The organism is Vibrio sp. OPT24 (assembly GCF_015163545.1).
In the GTDB taxonomy this organism is placed as follows: domain Bacteria; phylum Pseudomonadota; class Gammaproteobacteria; order Enterobacterales; family Vibrionaceae; genus Vibrio; species Vibrio cyclitrophicus.
The window spans coordinates 1,049,492-1,072,734 of the sequence record NZ_JADDYI010000053.1 but is presented as its reverse complement, the minus strand read 5'-3'; the positions used below and the strand labels follow the sequence as shown (position 1 = coordinate 1,072,734).

At 43.8% G+C, this 23,243-nt stretch carries 18 protein-coding genes; 8 read left to right on the top strand and 10 right to left on the bottom strand.

Features of this window, described 5'->3' with window-relative positions:
- Positions 1-12: 12 nt before the first annotated feature.
- On the bottom strand, positions 13-1,968 hold the full coding sequence (locus IQO02_RS18405; RefSeq protein ID WP_016800443.1) for a sensor histidine kinase: 1,956 nt from the start codon (positions 1,966-1,968) through the stop codon (positions 13-15).
- A gap of 167 nt (positions 1,969-2,135) precedes the next feature.
- Here IQO02_RS18405 and pdxH point away from each other — a divergent pair, with 167 nt between their 5' ends.
- On the top strand, positions 2,136-2,771 hold the full coding sequence (pdxH, locus tag IQO02_RS18400) for a pyridoxamine 5'-phosphate oxidase (protein WP_016767927.1): 636 nt from the start codon (positions 2,136-2,138) through the stop codon (positions 2,769-2,771).
- 100 nt (positions 2,772-2,871) lie between these two features.
- Here the strand turns inward: pdxH and IQO02_RS18395 are convergent, their stop codons facing one another.
- The 3 genes from IQO02_RS18395 to IQO02_RS18385 all read right to left on the bottom strand — a co-directional run bounded on the left by IQO02_RS18395 (position 2,872) and on the right by IQO02_RS18385 (position 7,129).
- Entirely contained in the window at positions 2,872-3,591 is a 720-nt protein-coding gene (locus tag IQO02_RS18395) for a PAS domain-containing protein (RefSeq protein ID WP_010432139.1), read from the bottom strand.
- 437 nt (positions 3,592-4,028) lie between these two features.
- Positions 4,029-5,858, bottom strand: coding sequence for an SUMF1/EgtB/PvdO family nonheme iron enzyme (locus IQO02_RS18390; protein WP_010432136.1), 1,830 nt, complete (start codon positions 5,856-5,858; stop codon positions 4,029-4,031).
- Between the two features lie 167 nt (positions 5,859-6,025).
- A complete protein-coding gene (locus IQO02_RS18385; RefSeq protein ID WP_010432133.1) occupies positions 6,026-7,129 on the bottom strand; it encodes a PEGA domain-containing protein in 1,104 nt (367 codons plus the stop codon).
- A gap of 484 nt (positions 7,130-7,613) precedes the next feature.
- On the opposite strand from IQO02_RS18385, the gene IQO02_RS18380 reads away from it, so the two are divergent.
- From IQO02_RS18380 to IQO02_RS18360, 5 genes are all read left to right on the top strand, one after another.
- Positions 7,614-8,438 (top strand): AraC family transcriptional regulator, encoded by an 825-nt coding sequence (locus IQO02_RS18380; RefSeq protein WP_016767923.1) that lies wholly within the window; start codon positions 7,614-7,616, stop codon positions 8,436-8,438.
- Positions 8,439-8,619: 181 nt separating this feature from the next.
- Complete coding sequence (gene putA, locus IQO02_RS18375; protein ID WP_016800442.1) at positions 8,620-11,757, top strand: bifunctional proline dehydrogenase/L-glutamate gamma-semialdehyde dehydrogenase PutA; 3,138 nt, start codon at positions 8,620-8,622, stop codon at positions 11,755-11,757.
- Between the two features lie 11 nt (positions 11,758-11,768).
- Positions 11,769-12,473 carry a 1-pyrroline-5-carboxylate dehydrogenase gene (locus IQO02_RS18370; RefSeq protein ID WP_016785434.1) on the top strand — a complete coding sequence of 235 codons (705 nt, stop codon included), beginning with the start codon at positions 11,769-11,771 and terminating at the stop codon, positions 12,471-12,473.
- Between the two features lie 118 nt (positions 12,474-12,591).
- On the top strand, positions 12,592-14,118 hold the full coding sequence (gene putP, locus IQO02_RS18365) for a sodium/proline symporter PutP (RefSeq protein WP_016767920.1): 1,527 nt from the start codon (positions 12,592-12,594) through the stop codon (positions 14,116-14,118).
- A gap of 601 nt (positions 14,119-14,719) precedes the next feature.
- On the top strand, positions 14,720-14,890 hold the full coding sequence (locus IQO02_RS18360) for a hypothetical protein (RefSeq protein ID WP_022571093.1): 171 nt from the start codon (positions 14,720-14,722) through the stop codon (positions 14,888-14,890).
- Positions 14,891-14,951: 61 nt separating this feature from the next.
- Here the strand turns inward: IQO02_RS18360 and IQO02_RS18355 are convergent, their stop codons facing one another.
- Positions 14,952-15,122, bottom strand: coding sequence for a hypothetical protein (locus IQO02_RS18355; RefSeq protein WP_010432118.1), 171 nt, complete (start codon positions 15,120-15,122; stop codon positions 14,952-14,954).
- A gap of 279 nt (positions 15,123-15,401) precedes the next feature.
- Between IQO02_RS18355 and IQO02_RS18350 the strand changes: the two genes are divergently transcribed.
- Complete coding sequence (locus IQO02_RS18350) at positions 15,402-15,890, top strand: Lrp/AsnC family transcriptional regulator (RefSeq protein ID WP_010432115.1); 489 nt, start codon at positions 15,402-15,404, stop codon at positions 15,888-15,890.
- A gap of 141 nt (positions 15,891-16,031) precedes the next feature.
- On the opposite strand, the gene IQO02_RS18345 is transcribed toward IQO02_RS18350, so the two are convergent.
- Together IQO02_RS18345 and IQO02_RS18340 are read right to left on the bottom strand one after the other, a co-directional pair.
- A complete protein-coding gene (locus IQO02_RS18345) occupies positions 16,032-16,736 on the bottom strand; it encodes a DUF445 family protein (protein ID WP_016767099.1) in 705 nt (234 codons plus the stop codon).
- Positions 16,737-17,040: 304 nt separating this feature from the next.
- On the bottom strand, positions 17,041-18,891 hold the full coding sequence (locus tag IQO02_RS18340) for an ABC transporter ATP-binding protein (RefSeq protein ID WP_016800441.1): 1,851 nt from the start codon (positions 18,889-18,891) through the stop codon (positions 17,041-17,043).
- 529 nt (positions 18,892-19,420) lie between these two features.
- On the opposite strand from IQO02_RS18340, the gene IQO02_RS18335 reads away from it, so the two are divergent.
- Positions 19,421-20,395, top strand: a complete 975-nt coding sequence (locus IQO02_RS18335; RefSeq protein WP_016787458.1) for an arginine deiminase-related protein — start codon at positions 19,421-19,423, stop codon at positions 20,393-20,395.
- 139 nt (positions 20,396-20,534) lie between these two features.
- On the opposite strand, the gene IQO02_RS18330 is transcribed toward IQO02_RS18335, so the two are convergent.
- The 3 genes from IQO02_RS18330 to IQO02_RS18320 all read right to left on the bottom strand — a co-directional run bounded on the left by IQO02_RS18330 (position 20,535) and on the right by IQO02_RS18320 (position 23,007).
- On the bottom strand, positions 20,535-21,164 hold the full coding sequence (locus IQO02_RS18330) for an esterase/lipase family protein (RefSeq protein WP_010432104.1): 630 nt from the start codon (positions 21,162-21,164) through the stop codon (positions 20,535-20,537).
- Positions 21,165-21,496: 332 nt separating this feature from the next.
- Positions 21,497-22,072: a mechanosensitive ion channel family protein gene (locus IQO02_RS18325; protein ID WP_010432101.1), complete on the bottom strand. Its 576-nt coding sequence runs from the start codon at positions 22,070-22,072 to the stop codon at positions 21,497-21,499.
- Positions 22,072-23,007, bottom strand: a complete 936-nt coding sequence (locus tag IQO02_RS18320) for a CorA family divalent cation transporter (RefSeq protein WP_010432098.1) — start codon at positions 23,005-23,007, stop codon at positions 22,072-22,074. The genes IQO02_RS18325 and IQO02_RS18320 overlap by 1 nt, the downstream gene beginning before the upstream one ends.
- Between the last annotated feature and the right edge of the window lie 236 nt (positions 23,008-23,243).

Here is a 23,243-nt window from a genome sequence, read left to right as displayed (position 1 = left end):
AAAACAAGGGAACTAACCCTGATTCTTATAGAGTGGAATATTTAACGAGAATACCATGCCTGACGGCTCTAACTGTGCTGCGTTAATCGTGCCGTGATACGCTTCAATGATTCGCTTCGAGATCGATAGACCAAGCCCTAAGCCTTCTGGTTTGGTGGTGAAAAATGGGTCGAAGAGCTGTTCAAGCTTATCTTTAGAGATACCTATGCCGTTGTCCCATATGATCAGCTGGCAGGTGTCATTCTTGCGCTGCCATTCCACTCCAATTTGTGGGATCGTTTGTATGTCTAAAGCTTCTAGCTTGGAGCTTTGCTCTTCTAAGATGCTTTGCCCCGAGGTTTTTAGTCTTGGAGTTGACTGTTCCATAGCCTGCTGCTGAAGTGCTTGAGTCGCGTTGTGAATCAGGTTAACCAACACTTGTTCTAGCTCAGTTGGGTGAATGGCTAGATTTATGTCATCCGGCATTGTACTTAACCTCAGTGTAATGCCTTGCTTAATCATCAGCGCACTGAGAATACTGGTGGCGTTATTGACCGCTTGATGCAAGTTTGCCACGTGATGCTCTTGCTTGGTGACTTTGCGGGTGAAGACCTTGAGGCGCGCGATGATCTCAGTAATTGATGTATTTAAAGCAATCATTTTATCTAGGTTGCTTTTGACTAAATCTGTTCGTTTCATTTCAAGCAGCTTCAAGCTGTTCTCGCTGTAAGTTCTCAGCGCTGCAAGTGGTTGGTTGATTTCGTGATTAATGCTAGCCGACAATTCGCCCAATACCGCTAACTTAGCCGTCTGAGTTAACTCTTGTTCGGTCTGCTTTAATTTCAGTTGTGACTCTTGGTATTGAAAGATGGTTTGTTGGAGCTGTTGGTTAGATTGCTTTAAATAATGAGTTCGTTTATCAACGGTCTGTTCTAGGTTCTCATTGAGTCGAGTTAACGCGACCTTCGCAATGTAGGTTTGACGCCACGACCAAGCAATCAGCATCACCAAGCTATAGATGATAATAAAGATGACGTCGATCTGTAGCACTTTAAGCAGCTCGGTTTTTGTCTCTTTTAGCGCAACGACTTGATACTGATTATTGCTAATAGGGGCAGGATATAGGTTGAAAGCACCAAGTTGAAACAGCTGATTGGAGACGAGTTCTTTTTGAATCTGATTTGGTTGAAGATCGTTAGGTAGGATTGTGTCGTTAGCTTTTTGTTGAAGCTTTGCCGATCGAAAGTCTTCGATGATCGAAATTTCACTTTGGCCGTATTGCCGCTGAGTCGCTATCTCTGTTTGTTGTTGTTCACTTAATGGCAACAGTGAATGATACAACCACGAAGTTTGGTTCGACAGAAAGACCACTTGGTTGGAATCGAGTACTACGATCTCAAAATCATCGCTGGTTAGGATGTTTTCGAGATTCTCTAAGCTTACTTTTACTGTGATAACGCCGACTATTTCTTTATCGGTGTACAGTGGCGAGGATAAGAAATAGCCTCGTACATTCGAGCGAGCACCGAGCGCCACGTATTGTGTGTTGTTGCCCTTTATTGCAGAGGCAAAGTAAGGGCGAAACGAGAAGTTTTCTCCAACAAATGTGCGGGGTTGTTGATAATTACTGGAAGCGACCACTGTGCCGCTTCGGTCATGAATATAAATGGTGTCAGCCTGGCTTTGGTTCGACCATTCAAACAACAATTTATTAAGCTGTGTTACGGTTATCTTGTCGGTTTGTGGTGATGAGGTGAAATAAGAGATCAGGCGTGGGTCATGACTGAGTAAATCGGGGATCTGTTTGAACTTATCCAGCTCGGAGTCGATTTGCAGATTCGCTTTGTTGGCTGCTTCGTTGAGTTGCTGAGTAACGATTTTCTCTTGGAATTGTACGGCAAGAAAGTGAGTTGCAGTCAGCCCTGCAGCTCCCAATATTAGTGAGAATAAAACAAAAGGTGTGATTAGGTTGGACGATTTTTTAGTCACTATAAACTCAGGTTACAATCAGTTTACATATAGACTATCAATATGACGGTTAGCGTACCGAGATCTCGTTAACACAGAGCACCTTCTGTAAGACAAAACCAAGGCTTAGACTTGTGTTTCAAAGGATTACGGCGCAAAATCACAAAAAAATCAAAAGGAGCAACCAAATGGAACTGACAGACATTCGTCGTGAATACGCTCAGGGTGGATTGAGACGCAAAGACTTGGCCGCAGACCCAATTGACCAATTCAATCAATGGCTAGAACAAGCCATTGAAGCTAAGTTGACGGATCCTACTGCAATGACAGTAGCGACAGTTGACGAAAATGGTCAGCCATTCCAACGAATTGTGTTGCTGAAAAATGTTGATAAAGATGGCTTCGTTTTCTATACCAATCTAGGTAGCCGTAAAGCACACCAACTTGAGCACAATAGCAAAATTAGTTTGCATTTCCCTTGGCATCCTCTAGAGCGACAGGTTCATGTCACAGGTACAGCTGAAAAGCTGACCGCGTTGGAGAACATGAAATATTTCACATCTCGCCCGAAAGAAAGCCAATTGGCTGCCATTGCAAGTAAGCAAAGTAGCCGAATCTCAGCTCGCGGAATACTGGAAGGTAAGTATTTAGAGCTTAAGCAGAAGTTCGAGAAAGGAGAGATTCCAGTGCCTTCATTTTGGGGTGGTTTCCGAGTACGCGTTGATAGTATTGAGTTTTGGCAAGGTGGCGAACACCGTTTACACGACCGTTTCTTGTTTTCACGTCAAGATAACAGCTGGGACATTGACCGCCTAGCGCCATAATCTGTTTTATAGATTTGCTAACGGATTAACTGCTTTAAAAATACCGTTGATTTGGTGACTAAACACATCAAACAACGGTATTTTTTTGTCTGACTCTCGCTCATTCGCTGTGCAGAACCACGGAAATCTGCTTTTTGAGCAGGGTTTCGGGGATCACTGAGCCCAACCCCGAGTCCAATGCATACTCAATCAATTGGCTTTTGCTGCTCGCATCAAATTTTTGCTTCAATCTGGCGACATGGCCTTCGACAGTCTTAATTGAAATATTTAACGTTAATGCAATGTATTGCGGTTTCTTGCCGAACAGCAGCAAAAATAGCACTTCTGATTCTCGCGAAGTCAGTCGTTTTTTGAGTTTAGATGTGCGTGGCGTTGAACCTGCAATGGATGTCTGACCATCTTTGGCACCTGTCGCCTGGCAAACCCAATGACCAACCTCTAAAATTGCGGTGTCAGTGAGTTCTTGACCGTAGAAGATCGTGCCTTGTACGTTGTTGTTTGCATCAAGCCAAGGGGTTTTGGTAAAAATATGCGCGTGCCAGCGTCCGTCTGGGTAGGGGTGAATATCAAGAATCTTCAGGGTAGTGCGTGTTTCCATCACATGCTTATCTTGAGCCCTGAAATCTTGCGCACACTCAGTGGTTTGACTCGGCATATCGAAATCGGTCAAGCCAGTGCAACTCTCGTTGGGTTTTAAGCCAATCAATTGGTTGTAGGCGAGGTTCGCGTAAACGAAAACCGACTCAGTATCTTTGCAGCCCCAGCAGCCTGGGAGTTGTTCAAATAAAGAACGATGTATGGCATTGAGTGACTCTGGCAAGGTTTTATCTCGTAAGCAGAAGTATGTTAATGATATCAGTTTCTTATAGCGCTGCAATGGCAATTAGAGGCTGAATCCTGAGAGATAAATAGAGCTTGAATCATAGTTAAACGAATTGTTGGTTTACTGTATATATCAAGAGTGATTGGTGATCGAAGTGACTGGATAATAGCCGAAAAAAAGCCAGCCTGAAGAAGGGCTGGCTAAAGACAAGATATGTCTTGTCGACATGTAGAAGATTTCAGATTAATTCACGAGGGTCATGTAAATTAACCTAAGGTATCAGCTAGATACCTAGAGTGACTTACTACTCTATCGATAAATTTACTCCTAGGAATGCTTGTGCATAAGGGGGGAATTCCCCCATAAATACAACTCAATGCGATATTTGAGAGCCTAGCGTAAATATTAGAAACTATTGAGTTGGTTATTGAGTGCTACAGTTCGCGCAATACTCTGAAACCTAAGTAGTTTGCTGCCGTTGACGTTGGCACGTACAGTTCGTTAAACACTTTTGCTTCTTCTGGTGAAAAACTCCACGCACCACCTTTAGCCAAGCCTTTCTGAACGGTTGTCCATTCCCAAACGTTGCCAACCATATCGTAGAAGCCTGTAGGTGTTGGTAAGAATGACTTAACTGGAGAGGTGCTGATGTTTGACCACGGTGTGCCAGCCCAACCGGTATTGGCTTTACCCGAAAGGAATTCATTGCCCCACCAGAAGTTAGTATCTTGGCCTGCTCTTGCTGCGGCTTCCCATTCTTGTGGTGTTGGTAAACGGTAGGCATAGCCTGTATTTTTAGATAACCAGCGAGTATACGCTTTGGCATCACTTTGACTAACACAAACTACCGGTGAGTTATCAGCTTGCTTAAAGCCAGGGTTCAGCCAGTCATTGTCTGAAACCGTTGTGATCTCGGCATTAACGAAGGTATCGCAGGTGTTCATCAGTTCTGCGTCTGTCTGGTAGCCAGTGCTTTCAACAAACGCTTTAAAATCTTGAACGCGAGTTGGTGTCGCTGCTAATGCAAATGGCTGTTTGATCGTCACTTGTTTAGCGTTGTTTTCACCCAATAAATAACGGCCTGAACCCACCACAATCATTTCTGGACTTGGAGTGTCATTTCCCATTGGGTCGGCAAATTTGGTACCGACATTCAGCGAGTTTTGTTTGGCTTGTAATACCGCTCGTAGGTTGTGATCACGGGCGATTTTCAGTTCTTGATGGAAAGAGAGGTAGCCTTCTTTCTCAATTGTGACCATGTGTTGGCCTGTTGGTAGCATTACTTCAACCGGTGTGCTGCCATAGTCCACGCCGTTAATCGATACCTTGTCATTATATTGGTTTGAACGAACCATTAAGTTAACCCAAGCGACTTCTTTTTGCTGGTCATTGGCTTGTTGATCGCTCTGTGTGAAACAGTTTGATGACTGGATACCAAGCAAGCGACAAGGTGTGTTTTTGTCTGGGCGAGTCTCTAAGTTCGCTGCAATCACTGCTCGGTAACGGCTATCTTCAGAGAAACCAGAAGATTTCACTTTGTGTTGTAGAACGTGAATGTTTAGCGAAGCAGACGATAGGTGCTCTTTCACTGTTTTTGATTCAGTCGCGTTGTCTACCAAGCTATGCTGGAATTGCTTAACGGCTTTTTGAAGTGCCAAGGTCACCGTTTGGTCTGCACATTGCGCGAGTGTCATGTCACTGCTACAACGGTTGGTAAAGCTGACCGTTTGCTCTTTGGTTTGAGTGATCTCGTTTCTTAGTCGTTCAGCTCTTGCTCTGAGTTTATCTTGATTGAGGTTTGCGATTGAAGCTTCAGCAGCCGCTTTTTCTGCTTGGATGGCTTCTAGTTCCATCACCAAGCCTTGTTGCTTCTGTTCTGAGTCTGAAATAGCAAGCTTGCTCTCTTTTACAGTTTTCCAAGCGTTTTGGAAACTGTTTTGAGCCGGCGAGATGTCGAAGTCAGGCTCGTCAATCATGCGGGTGTAATCTTGTTCTAGACTAGCTTTCGCTGCTGCGAGTTTTTGCTCAGCTTGAGTGGATAACTTGGCTAGATTTGCCGTTTGCTTTGCTTGGTTATCGACTTGGTTTTGTTTGTCCGTCAGCTTCTTCTCGACAGCCGTTAAAGTGGTATACTTTTCGAAGAGTGAGCTTTCAATGTCGGTGACAGATGTTGTGATTGCTGGTGGTATTATTTCAGCGAAAACAGCTGGTGTCATTAAGCAAGGGGCAAGTGCAAATAATAGAGTGGGAAAACCTTGGCGCATGTTGGGCTACTTCAATCGTAAATTAGGTTAATCGAATAATCTAAACGAACACGCCATTTCGTTTGCAGCTACTTTTTATAACTATCAACAAAATGGCGAGTATTCATTCAGCTTTGTGAAATAGGCACGGCTATCTTAATTAGAGCGCTGAGCTATTCATACTGGACTTAGCTTTCCTTGCTAGGAAGAAGCTTAACCCAAATAGTGTCGCTACCGTTGATGGTAACTGTGCGGTTGTAAGACTCGTAACCTTGTTTTGAAATAGTCACTTGGTGACGACCGCTTGGGAGTGCAACCTCAATCGGTGTGCTGCCGTACTTAATGCCGTTGATCGTCACTGAATCATTGTACTGATCAGAACGTACCATCACGTTTGCCCACTGTTTATCACTCTTTTTAGCCACGGCAACATCACTGCCCTTTAAACAGTAGCGTGTTGAAACGTTCAATAAATTACACGCTGCTACCGCTTCCGGTTTTGCTTGAAGCTGAGCCTGCATTTGCACGAAGTAAGCGTTGTTACCAGAGAAACCACTCTTGATTGCTTGGCTGTCTTGAACATGGATATTCAGCTGAACACCTTGTAAGTTTTGCTTCGCTAGCGCGCTTTCTGTGAGCTGCTCAAGTAATTGGCTTTTGAACGTTTGCACGGCTTTTTGATTGGTCAAGTACTTGCCTTGAGCAGTACACTCTCCCAGTGTCATTGTTGATGCACATGTCGTGGTGTAGCTGGTCTCAAGAACGGCACTTTCACGGAGTTCTGTTGCAATACGTTTTACGCGAGCTTCAACTTTTGATTCTCTTAAGTTAGCCAGCTCATTGTTCAGGCGAGCTTGCTTTTGCTTGATTTGAGAAAGGTGAATTTCACTCTCGTTCATCGCTTGTTGGTTGTCTAACTGAGACGATTGGTTCTCTTTAACGGCCGCCCAAGCATCTTGGTAGCTTTTCTGAAAAGAGACCAAATCAGTTTCTGGATCTTCCAGTAATCGACTGTACTGTTTGTCGAGTACAGACTTGGCTCTGTTACGTTTTGCCTTGAGTTCTTCACCTTCGCGCAACAACTTACTGTTTTGGTTCTGTAGTTGTTTTAGGTTTTCAGTCGCTGATACCTGGGTTGCTGAAATACGCTCAATATCTGAGTTTTTCTCTGTTAGCTTTGCATCGATAGCTGAAACGGGATCGACTTGATTCAGTTCTTCAGCGGATACCGATGCAGATACCCAAAGTGGGGATAGCGCAAGTAAAAGCGCTGAAATTCGAAAGTTAGTCATAGGTCCCTGCAACTTATAGATTGAAATTGGCTCGTTAATAAAGTGTCTACTTCCTAGTTGTGAGTCACTAGTTATTAGCAATTAACACAGTACCCGTCTTTATACCGTTTTATCGTCACCCAATCTACTCAAAAGCCGAGTTTCGCTACTTCGGATACACTTTTTACAAGTTAAAGCTAAATTATTTGAGCTATATAAGAAAATTATTTCTATATGTGGTGGTGAAAATACATCTATTTTAGATATGCATTGCACCTTGTTGCACTTGCTCGCTTTTAAGTACTGAAGCCGCCGGAACGATTGGTTTTACAATGACCGTAGTTTGTACACTCTTGATCATCTTTCCGGAGGCATGATCAAGACGATCTCCGACAATGATCTTTTGTTTAAGGCGAGGAAATGACTCTCATGATCATTTACAAATTCATCTTATGCAGATTTCAGAGTATTATTCTTACTATGTCGACCTGAGTATTTTGATGTTATGCCAAAACCTTTACCCTTTCCAAACCTAGACCTGTCCCCGCTAGGTCTTACGGGCCCTCGCCCGGCTGAGATCATCACTTTGCCATCGCATATGGATTGCCACGAGCATCATTATTCGCAGGTGGTGATTGGCTTAAAAGGTCAGGCGGAGTTTGAAGTCAGAGGTAAAGGGAATTTGGTTGGTCCCGGTCAAGGTTGTGTGGTAACGGCGAGCTCTGATCATGCTTTCGGTGGCGTGGTTGGTCAGTCGGATATTCTCGTACTCAATATGCCTGTGCCAACCGATGATGACCCTCTAATGTTAGAGAAGATTAACCAGCTAGAGTCATCGAACGTATACTTTCAATTAGACGCGCAAATTCAAAAGCTTATCCATATGTTGGTGCAAGAAATGCAGTCGAGCCCTGATGATTTGTTACTGAGTCGAGCATGCAATGACACGGTGATCGCGTTGATGCAAAGGCATATATCCGCATTCGAAACTCCGATTAAAGACTCGCGTTTTGATCTTGAAGCATTGGATCGTTACATCGAGCAACACCTTGCGAACAAGATCTCTGTGGCCCAACTTGCAGGCAGTGTGTTCCTGGGTGAAAGCCAGTTCCACATGCTATTCAAAGATCAAATGGGAATCACCCCACATCAGTATGTGTTAGGTAAGCGTATAGACCGATCTCGTCGTTTAATCGAACAAGGTAACCTTAGCCTTGGTCAGGTCGCTGAACTGGCTGGTTTCTCCGGTCAATCTTCCTTTACTCATACCTTTTCACGCCTTCAAGGCATGTCACCATCTCAATACAAAAAGAAAATTTCTGTTAAATAGTGAAACAAAACGGCATATTATTTTAAAGTTTCATATGTGACGTTGTGTTTGTTTTGTTAATAAAGCGAGTTTTTAGCAAAAAACTCGGAGTTTTTGACAAGTAATCCTTATATACTCTACATACACTGCAGCCATTGTAGAGATCCCGGGCTAATTCCGGGTGTGAGATTAAGGAAAACGCATGTTTACAGCTACTGATGTGTTAAAGCCAGAATTCAATGAGCAGTCGCTTACTGATCTATGGTCGCTTATCTCACCATTATATATGGTGGATGAAACCCAATGGCTAGAGCAACTTCTGCCACTAGCTACCCCTTCTGAATCTGAAAAGCAGCAGATCACAGCCAAAACGACCTCATTGATCGAAGCTATCCGTGCGGATAAGACTTCTATCCAGATGATCGATGCACTGTTGCTTGAATACAGCTTAGATACTCAAGAGGGCATCTTGCTGATGTGTCTGGCGGAAGCCTTAATGCGTATTCCTGATTCAGCTACTGCTGATGCGCTGATTCGCGACAAACTAAGCGTTGCGGATTGGAAGTCTCACCTTAAGAATTCTGATTCAGTGTTTGTTAACGCATCCACTTGGGGCCTAATGCTAACGGGTAAGGTGGTTGGACTTTCATCTAAAGAGCAGAGTGCTGGTCAAGCGGTTAACCGTTTAGTGAATAAGCTTTCTGAGCCGGTAATTCGTAAAGCGATGCACCAAGCAATGAAGGTGATGGGTCACCAATTCGTTCTTGGCCGCAGCATTGCTGAAGCGCAAAAGAACGGTAAGTCTATGCGTGACAAAGGTTTTACCTACTCATACGACATGCTAGGTGAAGCAGCACTGACTACTGCAGACGCAAACAAATACTTCAAAGATTACCTAATGGCGATTGAAGCCGTAGGTAGAGACACATACGTCTCTTCAAAATCGAGCCCAGCACCGTCTGTTTCTATCAAGCTTTCCGCACTTCACCCACGTTATGAAGTAGCGAACGAAGACCGCGTACTGACAGAACTTTGCGACACGCTAGAGCAGTTATTGCGCCGAGCAGTAGAGCTTGATGTTGCGATTACGATTGATGCTGAAGAAGCGGATCGCCTAGAGCTTTCTCTAAAATTATTCGAAAAACTGTACCGTACCGATCTTGTAAAAGGTTGGGGTAAATTTGGTCTGGTTATTCAAGCTTACTCAAAGCGCGCACTACCGGTTCTAGTATGGCTAAACCGCTTGGCGAAAGAGCAGGGTGATTTAATCCCGCTTCGCTTAGTGAAAGGCGCGTACTGGGACAGCGAAATCAAATGGTCACAGCAAGCTGGCTTTACTGATTACCCAGTTTACACACGCAAAGAAGCGACAGATGTAGCTTACCTTGCATGTGCACGTTACCTACTGAGCCCAAGTGTTCGTGGCAATATCTTCCCGCAGTTTGCGAGCCACAATGCTCATACGGTTTCTGCAATTGCAGTGATGACTGAACATAAAGATTTTGAATTCCAACGCTTACACGGCATGGGTGATTCTCTTTATAACCATGCGATGGAAGCTTACCAACAGTCGGTACGTATCTACGCACCGGTTGGCAGCCACAAAGATCTACTGCCATACCTAGTACGTCGTTTGCTAGAAAACGGCGCAAACAGCTCGTTTGTACACCGTCTAGTTGATGCGGGTTGCCCTGTAGCAGAGCTGACTCAACATCCTGTCGATATGCTTCTTGCGTTTGATACGCTGAACAACACTAAGATTCCTCTGCCGCCAGCGGTATTCCCTGAGCGTAAGAACTCTTACGGTGTGAACATTGATATCGAAAGTGAAGCTCACCAGTTTGAAGAGCAGGTTAAGTCTTTCCTTAACAATCAATGGACTGCAGGCCCTGTGATAAACGGTGAATCTCTTGCCGAAAGCATGATCAAGGCAGATCAGAACGTTGAGCAAGTCACCGCACCTTACGATCGTCGTATTCATGTGGGTCAGGTGGCTTTCGCTAACCTTGATCATGTTTCCGCAGCGATCACTGGTGCAGACGCAGCATTCGCTGATTGGAACGCGACTTCGGTTGAAACCAAAGCGGCTGCGCTTGAGAAGTTGGCTGACCTGATGGAAGACAACCTTGCTGAATTGGTGGCGATTTGTCATCAAGAAGCGGGTAAGACAATTCACGACAGTGTTGATGAAGTACGTGAAGCGGTCGACTTCTGTCGTTACTACGCAAAACAAGCGGACAACCTGCAAGGTTTCGAACTAAAAGGTTTTGACGGCCAAACTCGAATCGCTTCACGACAAGGTCGTGGTGTGTTCGTTTGTATCAGCCCTTGGAACTTCCCTCTCGCTATCTTCCTTGGCCAAATTACAGCGGCACTCGTCGCGGGTAACACGGTTGTGGCGAAACCTGCTGAGCAAACAAGCTTGATTGCAGCTCGCGCGGTGGAACTGATGAATGAAGCGGGTTTCCCTGCTGGCACGATTCAACTTCTACCTGGTCGTGGTGCTGAGATCGGCAGTGCGCTAACCAGCCACGATGCCATTGCGGGCGTTGCCTTTACGGGTTCAACCCCAACAGCACAACGCATCAATGTGTCATTGGCAAGCCGTAACGCTAAGCCAGTTCCGTTTATCGCGGAAACCGGCGGCCAGAACGCAATGATCGTCGACAGTACTGCACTGCCTGAACAGGTGGTTCGTGACGTGATTCGTTCTGCATTTGCTTCTGCAGGTCAACGTTGTTCTGCACTGCGTGTGCTTTACATCCAAGAAGACATTGCAGACCGCGTAATTGCACTGATTCACGGTGCAATGGACGAACTGAGTGTTGGTATTCCATACCTTCATAAAACGGATGTTGGTCCGGTTATCGATCAAACAGCGAAGCAAAAGCTGTTAGCTCACTTGAAAAATATGACCCAAACACAGAAAAAAGTCGCTCAACTTACATTGGGTTCTGATTGTGAACATGGTGACTTTGTTCCACCAAGTGCGTTTGAAATCGATGACATCAGTTGCTTGAAAGAAGAACAGTTTGGCCCTGTACTGCACATCGTTCGCTTCAAGGCGAGTGAGTTAGCGCAAGTGGTAGACCAAATTAACCAAACCGGTTTTGGCTTAACTATGGGTATTCACAGCCGTAACGAGACAACTTACCGTTGGATCGAAAAACACGTGCGCGTGGGTAACTGCTACATAAACCGTGACCAAGTAGGTGCTGTTGTTGGTGTTCAACCATTTGGCGGTCAAGGTTTGTCAGGTACAGGCCCTAAAGCAGGTGGTCCTCACTACCTATATCGCTTTACTGATGTTCATTTTTCGCAATCACAAGACAAGGCATAAGGAGCAGTATCATGGTTCATCAAGTGACAGGTTTTTCTGATGCATTGCTTGCGTGGGAACAATGGAATCTGACCGATTTTGATTATAAGAGTGCTCAGGTACTTGCATTGAAATCAGAGATTGAAAGTCAATCTGCGCCTTTGGCTGCAGTGGCGACTTATCATCTAGAACAAGCGTCAGCACTACTTGCGGAGCATCACCTTATGGCAGGCCCAACGGGCGAAACCAATGAGTTGTATGCTGCAGGTCGTGGTGTGGCTTTGGTAATTGTTGATGATTGCCAAGACAAACTGCCAGCACTACAAACGGCAATGGCTCTGATTACTGCTGCACTATTAGCAGGTAACAGCGTTCAATTGTGTAGTGATGATGTGCAGTTTAATACCTTAGTTGCCGATGCAGCTAAGTCGGCTAATTTGCCAACTAACTTGGTGCAGGTTGCCTCGTATGACGCTTCTCAACAGTTGTTGTCTTGCGATGTACGAAGTGTGGGTTATGTCGGTAACTCACAAACGGCACAAGCTATTAATTTACAGCTTGCTAAGCGTGACGGTGCCATCGTCGGTTTAGTCGCTGAAACGGATCTGAATGCAATGAATGTTGCTAACGATCCACACCTATCGCTGCGCTTCATTACCGAGCGTACGCGAACTATAAATATAACAGCTGTGGGCGGTAACGCGACCTTGCTCGAACTTGGAAGCGAAGCTCACTAACCTTCAGTAAAATTGGCTCTAAGGACTTTTGGTTTTCTCCATGAGTGCTTTGGAGCCTCAATACCTAACTCAATGCACTCGCTCGCCTTTACGGTGAGTGTCTTGCATTGAATTAGGCATGGAAGGCTTTCTACAAAATGAGGACTATCAAATGATAGAAAACAGTTTTGCAATAACGACGACGTTCATTGCGTATCTAATTATGATGCTAGCGATCGGTGTTATTGCTTACAAACGTACATCTAACTCTACTGACTACTTCCTAGGTGGTCGTTCGTTAGGCCCATGGCCTGCTGCACTTTCTGCGGGTGCATCAGACATGAGTGGTTGGTTGCTACTTGGCTTGCCTGGTTACGCTTATGCTGCTGGTTTTGAAGCGTTTTGGCTTGCTGGTGGCCTACTTGTGGGTACTTGGGCAAACTGGTTAATCAGTGCTAAACGTCTACGCACTTACAGTATTACAACAGAGTCGCTGACGTTGCCTGAGTTTTTATCTCGCCGCTTCAACGATAACTCTAAGCTGATTCAAACAATCTCTGCTTTCTTTATCCTTTTATTCTTCCTTTTCTACACAAGTTCAGGCTTGGTAGCAGGTGGTAAATTATTTGAAACGGTATTCGGCCTAGATTACACAACAGCGGTAATTATCGGCACGGTATGTGTGGTTTCGTACACCCTGTTTGGTGGCTTCCTAGCGGTATCTTGGACTGACCTAGTTCAAGGCTTGCTAATGTCTGCTGCACTATTGATTGTACCCATCGCAGCAATGAATGGCGGCCTTGGTCAGTTATCTAGCGACCTACACAACATCAACCCAGAGCTACTCACGTTATGGAATGATGCGAAGGGCGAGCCTCTTTCTGCAATCGCGATCATCTCGCTAGCGGCATGGGGTCTAGGTTACTTCGGTCAGCCACACATCCTTGCTCGTTTCAAAGCAACACGTAGCAATAAAGATCTAACAACAGCGCGTCGCATTGCGGTTATCTGGACTGCGCTGTCTATGGTTGGTGCAATGCTTGTGGGTCTTGTTGGTCTGATCTATGTGACTAACTCTGGCGCACCTAAGCTAGACGATGGCGAGAAGATCTTCATGCTTCTTGTAAATGCGATGTTCCACCCAGTAATCGCAGGTATCCTACTGGCTGCAATATTAGCGGCAATCATGAGTACTGCTGATTCACAACTTCTTGTTTCTTCATCTGCAATGGCAGAAGATCTGTACAAGCAAGTTCTGAAGAAAGATGCTACGTCAGAAGAGATTGTTCGTGTAGGCCGTTTCGCGGTTATCCTGATCTCTCTTATTGCACTTGTGCTAGCGATGACGCCAGACAGTTCAGTACTTGGCCTTGTGTCTTACGCATGGGCTGGTTTTGGTGCAGCATTTGGCCCAGCTATCGTATTGAGCCTGTACTGGTCTCGCATGAACCGTAACGGCGCTCTAGCGGGTATCGTGGTTGGTGGTGTGACTATCGTACTTTGGAAACAGTTCACGGGCGGTTGGTTCGATGTGTACGAAATCGTACCAGGAATCATCCTATCGACTCTTTCTATCGTTATCGTGAGCCTAATTACGGGTGAGCCAGAAGACGAAGTGAAGAAGCAACACGCTGAGTTCGAGAAGAATCTGGTAGAACTAGACTAATTTACATTGTAAAACAGATGTGAATTAGCAAAGAACATGAGCTAAAAATAATAGAGTCACTTCGGTGGCTCTATTTTTTTGCCTATTTCCCTAATGCTTTCGACCTCTTTCTGGTCTATATGTCCAAACACTAAAACCCTATGCGAGCGGTCAGATCCATCGCCTCACACGGCTTATGCCAGATCTGAATGAACATTGACTCTGTCCGATATGTTTTTTATTCGTACTTTCTATCATTGTACTTGTGCTGAAATGGAGTACTAAGCCAGAGGATATTGCTGAGCTGTAATTTATAAAATTATGTGTTAATTCGACTAAAGTGCAACGTAGTTTTGAGGTTTACAATGTAAATTGAAACTAGGTTTTAGTGGGTGATAAATGAAAGAGGAAATATCTTTACGACGTTTGATGTCAAAAAATAGAAGAGAAAAATGGCTATTTTTTGAACTTGGCGCTCACTTTTGTTATTAGCTCGGTGAATTGTGGAACCGAATTGGACATGATATGTCAATTGTCAGTAACCACTAAAGACCTATAGGACAAAGGTATGCCTGATCTCTATTGCAAAGGATGTAAAAAAACAACACTACATAAGTCTATAATGAAACGTTGTGAATCAGAGCCCGAGACAGCTTCTGGCCGTATGATGCAATGGACGTCAAAGCTATTTAGTGGAAACCTGTATTACGATATGGAAACTCAGCACTTCTGTCGAACGTGCAACTGTCGTTGCGAAACGGCAAGTTCTGTTCCCCAAGTTGGTTTGGCTTAACATATAGTAAGTGCTTACTAACTTAGATCAAAAAACCTCCGTATAGGAGGTTTTTGCGTTTCTATGCGGCTTTGAGTGTCAGCTTTGTTTCAATGGCACAGCCATCAATCTTCACTTCCCACCCATAGTTTGAGTACTCATTTGCGAGTGCTTGAGCAACATCTTTAGAAACGGTAACGTGTGTCCATGGGCCAATACCGTATGGCTTGTATGCGAGTTCTTGTGTTTTCATAATAGAGTCATCCTTTCTCTTTGATAGTCATATTATTCACTTTGACCTATATCCTTTCTTTCGTTTCTAGCTCAACTTATTTGTTCTTAAGGTCATTTCTATAATAATTTGTTAATGGTCAACGACTGATTTATAAGGCTTGTTATTGGTGTTTGTTGATTTATATTTAATGTGAATAACGCAAGTGTATTTAGTTTTTTAAATGTGTGAGCGGGGTTTTGTCTGATAGCCCTCACTATAGAATATACTGAGCCGAATTTAGAATGTTTAAGGAATATTATGTCTCAGCATCAACTCGACCGTATCGATAAAGAGATACTAAGAATTCTGCATATGAAAGGGCGCTTGCCCGTGGTCGAGCTGGCAAAGCAGGTCAATCTAACCACTTCCCCTTGCTCTGATAGACTCAAGCGATTGGAAAAAGAGGGGTACATAACGGGTTATCACGCTGAGTTATGTTCTGAAAAGTTGGGGCTGGATGTCCAAGTTTTTATCCATATTCGACTCGATCAAACCAGCTTTTCGATTTTTGATAAATTTGCTCAGGCCGTTGAATTGATGCCTGAAGTTGAAGAGTGCTATTCGTTGTCTGGTGATTTTGACACCATGATCAAGGTGCGGGTAAAAGACATGAAAGCGTACCAGGCGTTTATGGCTACTAAATTGGGGACATTACCTGGAGTGATTCAGACACGCAGTGAAGTGGTGATTGAAGAACATAAAAAGGGTTTTGGAGTGAATCCGGAGCTATTATCAACCTTAAAGTAGGGGCTTTCTAGTTAATTCTCGGCAGTTTCTCGTTGCTGTAGCGAATGTTATTCAGATATAAAAATGGAAGCTATTGAGCTTCCATTTTTTATTGAGTGCGGATATATCGGCTAAACGATCGAGTTAGCACTGATAGACAGTTTACAGCGTGATGGCCGCAGAGATTAAGCCAATCACACCACCGAATACACCGCCCCAAACCACTAGCCAGCCAAGGTGCTTCTTGATCATGGTTTGAACCATCTCTTTCACGAGTTTTGGTGTTAGTTCATTCAAACGCTGGTCGATGATCGCTTCAATGTTCTCTTTGATTTCATCCATCATTGCAGGCGATTCAAGTTCATCCTTGATGGCATTTTTTACAGAGTCACTCTTGCTGATTTCAATTACTGACTCTTGCATCTTCTCTACAAATGGCGCTTTCATCGGCTGCAGGGCTTCTGTGCCGCCAACCATCGCCAACATGCCACCAAACTGTGAGTTCTCGATAACATGAACCAGTGAATCGAATGCAGGGTTAAAGTCGATCTTCTTAATCACGGGTTCTAGATTCAGCGACTTTCCGGTCATCTCACTGCTTAGGAAGCGGTCGATGTTACTTTCGGTAAAAAATTGTTCCATCATCAGTTGTTTAATGGCCGCCTTGAACTCTTCAAAGCGCGCTGGAATAACGCCAGAACCGTATAAACCGGGCACTTTCTCGAACAACATGTGAATTGCAAGCCAGTTGGTGATGGCACCAGAAAAGGCAAATAGGCCTGCATAAAGTAAGTATTGGTTGGTCGTCGCATAGCCGCTAGCAAGTAGTAATAACGCTATTACGTTAGTTAAGACACTTTTGTTCATGGTTGATCTCTCGAAAGAATATTGCGTATTGCGCGCATTTTAAGAAAAAAACGCCAAGAAAAAAACAAAAGGATCGACGAAGTTTATCGTGCAGACAGAATAGATGAGAAAGGGCCGAAGCTGAACAGGTATAAAAAAGGCTAGCCTCCCCCCGAAGTCTAGCCTTATTCCAGAACGCGCAAGCGAAGCGTCTTGTCCCGTTAATGTCATTATATAATTACGACATAACATTCTGCTATGTGTAATTTACCAGTAATTGACAAATTGGTGTGAAACACGCCGCACTTTTAAAGTAGCACATAAATTAAACGTTGGTCGCTTGCTCAAGATCATCTGCGATGAAGCCACCCGTTTGATGATTCCACAATTGAGCATAGATGCCATTTTGTTGAATCAACTGTTGGTGCGTGCCTTCTTCTACGATATTACCTGCATCGAGTACGATCAAACGATCCATTGCTGCAATCGTTGATAAACGGTGTGCAATCGCGATGACCGTTTTGCCTTCCATTAGCTCAATCAAACTTTCCTGAATGGCGGCTTCCACCTCTGAATCGAGTGCTGAAGTTGCTTCATCTAGAACAAGCAGTGGAGCATTCTTTAGTAGGACGCGAGAGATAGCGACACGTTGACGCTGACCACCAGAAAGCTTAACACCACGCTCACCTACTTGTGCATCGTAACCAACGTTACCAAATGGGTCGGTGAGCGTTTCTATGAACTCATGCGCGTGCGCTTGCTTCGTGGCTGCATACACTTCTTCATCCGATGCTTCAGGTCGACCGTAAAGAATGTTGTCTTTGATTGAGCGGTGAAGCAATGAAGTATCTTGAGTCACCATACCGATGTTACTACGTAGCGAATCCTGGGTAACGCTCGAGATCTCTTGGTCATCAATTAGGATGCGGCCGCTTTCTACATCGTGGAAACGTAGCAGTAAGTTAACTAGAGTTGACTTACCCGCACCTGAACGGCCAACCAAACCGACTTTTTCGCCTTGTTTGATGTTGAGGTTTAGGTTGTTGATCACCCCCTTATTCTCACCGTAGTTAAAGCTCACGTTATCGAAGTGGATGCCGCCTTGCGGAACTTTAAGTGGTTCAGCGTCTTTTTTATCTTCGATAGCGATAGGTTTAGATAGCGTTTTAATACCATCAATCACAGTACCTAGGTTTTCAAACAGACCACCGATCTCCCACATGATCCACTTAGACATCCCGTTAATACGTAAAGCCAAGCTGACAGCAATGGCAATCGCACCGACCGTGATTGCGTTATCTAGCCATAGGTAGATAGAGATACCAGCAATGCTGAACACCAATAGGTAGTTAGCGAATTCAACGCAGATGTTAAAGCCGGTAACTAAGCGCATCTGACGATGCACAGTATCAAGGAAGCCTTCCATGCCTTCTTCGGCGTATTCGGTTTCTCTTTTACTATGCGAGAACAGTTTCACCGTCGCGATGTTGGTGTAGCTATCGACGATACGACCTGTCATCAGTGAACGAGCATCGGCTTGTTCGGAAGAAACATCTTTTAACTTAGGGACAAAGTGCAGTTGGATACCGACGTAAATGAATAGCCAAATTAGCATTGGAGCCATTAAGCGCCAGTCTGACTCCGCGAGCATGAATAACATCGCCGTAAAGTAAACTGTCACATAGACGAACACATCGACCATTTTAGTCACGGTTTCACGCACCGCGAGCGATGTTTGCATCACTTTTGTCGCAACACGCCCGGCAAAATCATCTTGATAAAATGACAAGCTTTGCTTTAGAAGGTAGCGGTGTGCTAGCCAACGAATCGACATTGGGTAGTTGCCCAGTAAAGTTTGGTGAAGCAATAGCGAGTAAACACTGATTAATATTGGCATCACAATCAACAGCAAAACACCAAGCCCCATCAGAGTGGATCTATTGTCGGCCAAAAAGGTGTCTGGGTTGCTTGTTGATAGCCAGTCCACCAGTTGCCCCATATAACCAAACAGTGCAACTTCGATGATCGCGATGGTCATACTCATTAATCCGAGCACGATTAATGGTTTTTCAAAGCCTCGAGTGTAGTGGCGACAAAACGCCAGTATTCCTGTGGGAGGTTGTATCGGCTCTCCCTTTGGAAAGGCTTCGGTAAAGCCTTCAAATTTCTTGTACATAGATTTCCCTTTATAACTAATGCATCTATTAGCAACTGCATCGTCGTGAAGCTTGTTTTTATAAATTTGGTTTGAAATTTTATAAGTGCTAATGAGTTCTTATCAGTATGACCTCATTAGATAGATTTTCGTTGTTAGTTCTTTTTAAGTGACGCAGGAAAGGTTCAAAGAGTGTCTTTCACGACGCTTATTTTAGATTGATACGGACTGGAAAAGTTAGGCTTATTTCAAACGTAATTGATTGTTATGCAACGGTGATAATCCTAACGTTAAATGAATTAAATTGTAACCTAAACTCGAGCCAAGCTAGAGAATGACGTTGGGATATTTATTCATCAGTTTCTCTAACTAATATGCAAACAGTTGGTTCTTTCTGATGTGCTGTTATCTTGCAGTAAAAATTGCGGAATAAACTGATTTTTGCAGTAATTGTTTGGGATAAATATTCAAATCATTATTATTTTCAGTGAATCTTGTCGTAACAAGTTGTTTACAATTCTGAGGTAGATAAAAGATAGGGACGGTTGAGATGTTAAACCTACACAAAAAGTCACTTCACATTAGTAGTGTTCAAAACGCCAATTGCGTTGTTATGGTGCCACCAAAAGAGTTTCGTTTTAACGAAGAAACTGCGCGTGATAATGAGTTTCAGAACAGAGTGAATCTGACTGAAGCCGAGGTGAAGCTAGAAACGATGGCCGAATTTAAGGCTATGGTGGTTTCGTTGCGTAAAGAAGGTGTGCAAGTTGTAGAGTTTGATTACCCTGAATTGGGTGTAGAAACCCCTGATGCGGTTTTTCCCAATAACTGGTTTAGCACTTGCAGTGACGGTAGTTTATTCACCTTTCCTATGGCGTGTGAGAACCGCCAGCATGAAGTTAAGCCACATGCTCTTATTGAAGCGTTAGAAGCCTCTGGCCGCATTGTTAATCACAGTGAGTCTCTAGAGTCGTATATTGACCAAGGTTCCTATCTAGAGAGCACTGGTGTGATGGTGATCGATCATATTAATAAGACGATCTATGCAGCGCTTTCTCAGCGTTGCGATCGTGAAGTATTAGAAGATTATGCGAAGCGTATTGGTTATTCGCGCGTAGTTTCCTTCCAAACGGCATTACCGTCTGGTCAGCCGATTTACCACACCAATGTGATGATGGCGATTGGTGATAACTTCTGCGTGATCTGTGATGAAGTGATTCCTGAATTTGAGCGTCGTTTTGTGGTGAAATCTCTTGCTAAAGACAAGCAGGTTGTCTCTATTTCAATTGACCAGATGAACCGATTCTGTGGCAATATTTTGCAACTCGAAACGGTGAATGGCGATAAGGTGATTGCAATGTCTCAATCTGCTTATGATGCATTCTCTCCAGCGCAGTTAGCCCAGCTTTCGACACACGGAAAACTGCTGCCATTCAATGTAAAAACGATTGAAGACATTGGTGGTGGTTCGGTTAGATGCATGTTGGGTGAAGTGTTTTTGCCAACACGAGTGAATCTTTTGTAGCTGGCTGCTTATTTCTAGTAATGAATCTTTTAATACCACTCTATCTGTAGAGTGGTATTTTTGTTTTATAAGGGAGTGTATTTAGTTTTTGGCTTTTAGCTATAAAAACCTAGAACCCAAGAAAGCGAAAAACAGCTAATCAGGCAGCTTTGAAAGCTCGGTGCTCTATGAACTGGGCAGAGAGAGTGACCACTTCTTTCGAATATACGAGCGCTGTGTGGTTGAGCTTGAGAGCACAGGTGTCTGTAGCGCCTCTTAGGTTCGCATCTTCGAGTGTGACCGTGCCATCGCCTGGATTCTTGCCTAACACAATTCTTCCTACACCAGCGTCGTAGGTGCCAGTGATCACACCTATCGGCACGTCGATATCATAGTCACCTAAGCCATCACTTAAGATCATTTTGCTCGAACCAAATATAAACCCGAGGCCATGATTAGACAGTGTTTTAGCGATGGTTGCCCCATTGTGAGGTGTACCTGCGGTAATAATGCAGGTGTCTGCAAAGTTGGGTTGGTAGAATTTAAAGTAGTGGCGAATCAGTAAGCCACCGAGTGAATGGCCAAAGAAGTAGACTTCATCATGCTCATCAAACCGCGCATTTATAAAGCGATTAAGGCGCTTTGCAGCAGAAGGAAAACGCAGAGAGTTGTAGGCGAACTTGTGCGTTGTAAAGCCACGTTTTTTGAAGTTCCTATCCAGATATTGCATGATCAACGCAGGCATATATAGACCATGAATTAAAACTATATGTTTGTTTTTATTATTCATTTTTATCCTCCGTATGATGGTGTCTCCAGTATATTTAGTCGCAAATCTAAACTCAATAAAACTTGCGGCTAATGGGACACAAAAGACAGAGGTGTACGTTATAGACAGAGTGCTCGTTATAGATAAAGAGTGGTTACTCCGATCTCACTCCACCATAAACATCAATGGTTAAGCCACCGTTTAGCGTAAGTATCGGGTGTCAGACTTTTTACCTTATTGAAGCTTCTCTCTAATGTTTTTTATTAGCAAGTCACTTGTCACTAAACTCTGCAATCGGTTTTGAACTAAGCACTGTTAATACCTTACGGGTCGGTTCGTTGAGTCTATAAATCTTACGATTTTGAATTTTCAGCTTTGATGAGTTTTGTATCGACAGTTTCACTCTTTAACTCAGGCTCAACTAGTACCTTTATCACGCCTTTTTGTAGGATCAGGTTATTAGGGTAGGTGATGATGTTGCCCGAACTGTGTCGAAGAATAACGTGGAACATGGTGATATCGATGATCACGCCACTGATATCTTCGTCTTTCTCTGCGACTCTTACTCTGTCGCCAATGCGATAAGGGAAGACGAAAAATATTAGTACGCTGGCTGTGAGGTTACTTAGAATCGACCATTGCGCGAATAAAGCGACACCCAGCACCGCAAATATGGATGACAAGAACAGCGAAATATCACCAAAACCCAAGTTAAGAACAATCGTAAACACTGCGATGAAGAGCAGAAACAGTAAGATATTGAAACACTTAATCACGAACTGCTTTCGCTTCAATTCGACGCGCTTATTTTCCGCTAATGTTTCTATCCAATTTTTCCCCAAGCGTTTTATCACCCAATACACAGTGATAAGAAGTAAACCTAAACCCACTTGTTTAAGCCACATATTGGATTGCAAAAACTCAACCATTAAATAAACCTTAATTTTTTCAAAATAACGACTTCAATCGCAACGACCATCAACAGTCCAATACAAAACAGCGGGAATGCCACAGGGTTGTCTGTTCCTGGGATTCCAGCAATATTGACGCCCAATAAACCGGTGAAAAATCCGGCAGGGAGGAAAATACCCGCAATGATAGAAAATAGGTATGTATTTCTATTCATTTTTTCAGCTTGTTGCTGACTTCTACTCGCCAAAAACACATTAATCTGGTCGATATAGAACTCAACGGATTCGTTAATCCTCAAAATGGTATCAAGACTGTTTTTGATATGACTGTTGTGCTTACTCAGCGGGGCTGGTAAGTCATTCATTAAATCCTCGAAAACGTATTTCTGTGGCTTCAAATAGCGTCTTAGTCTGAGTAGCCTAGAATGCAGAGCATTGATGGACTTAATATCGTGATGAGATTCAGACTCTAGCTCATCAATCAGTTGTTCAACGGGAGTCAAGAAGCTTGATATGTAATGGTTGATTCCTCGGATCATGCCTAGTAATACATCAGGTAACGATGTCGGGCCTTGGCTTTGTTTGAGATCAGATATTAGGTTGCTAACCGCTTTTGAAGGGACCTTGCGTGTCGATATTAAAGTGCCTTTGTACCATAAGATACGTAGGCTAAGCATGTCGTCAGGGTTGGCACCTTCGTTTAGATTAATGCCTCGCAGAATCATTAAAAAGCAGTCGTGCCCAAATTGTTCAAATCGAGGACGAGTGTCATCGGTAAGTAGTGAATCGATGATGGCGTTTGGAACCGTATTACTGTGGAGCCATTCTCTCAAACCGTCAGCATCTCTTTGGCAATGATACCAAGTTGATTGCTCGAATTGGGCTGGGCTGGTGGTGTGCTCATGTGCCACACCTTCTGAAAATTGCCAGCTTGAAATTATGAAAGCGTCCATTCGCTGTCCTTAATGATATGACGAAACCATCGATATTAGAGCACGATTTAAGTGCCTATATTAGCTCTATTTTCTTAGAGAACGAGAGCCGAGATAACAAGTGCTGGTAGAACGTTTGGTTAGAGAAGTTACTCTTATGAGTTCTCGGATTTATAAGTACCGTTCCCTAATAAATGTAGCTCATTGTTTCGTCGTTATAAATTAGCACTCTGGTCCCATGTTAGCGACGAAAAAAA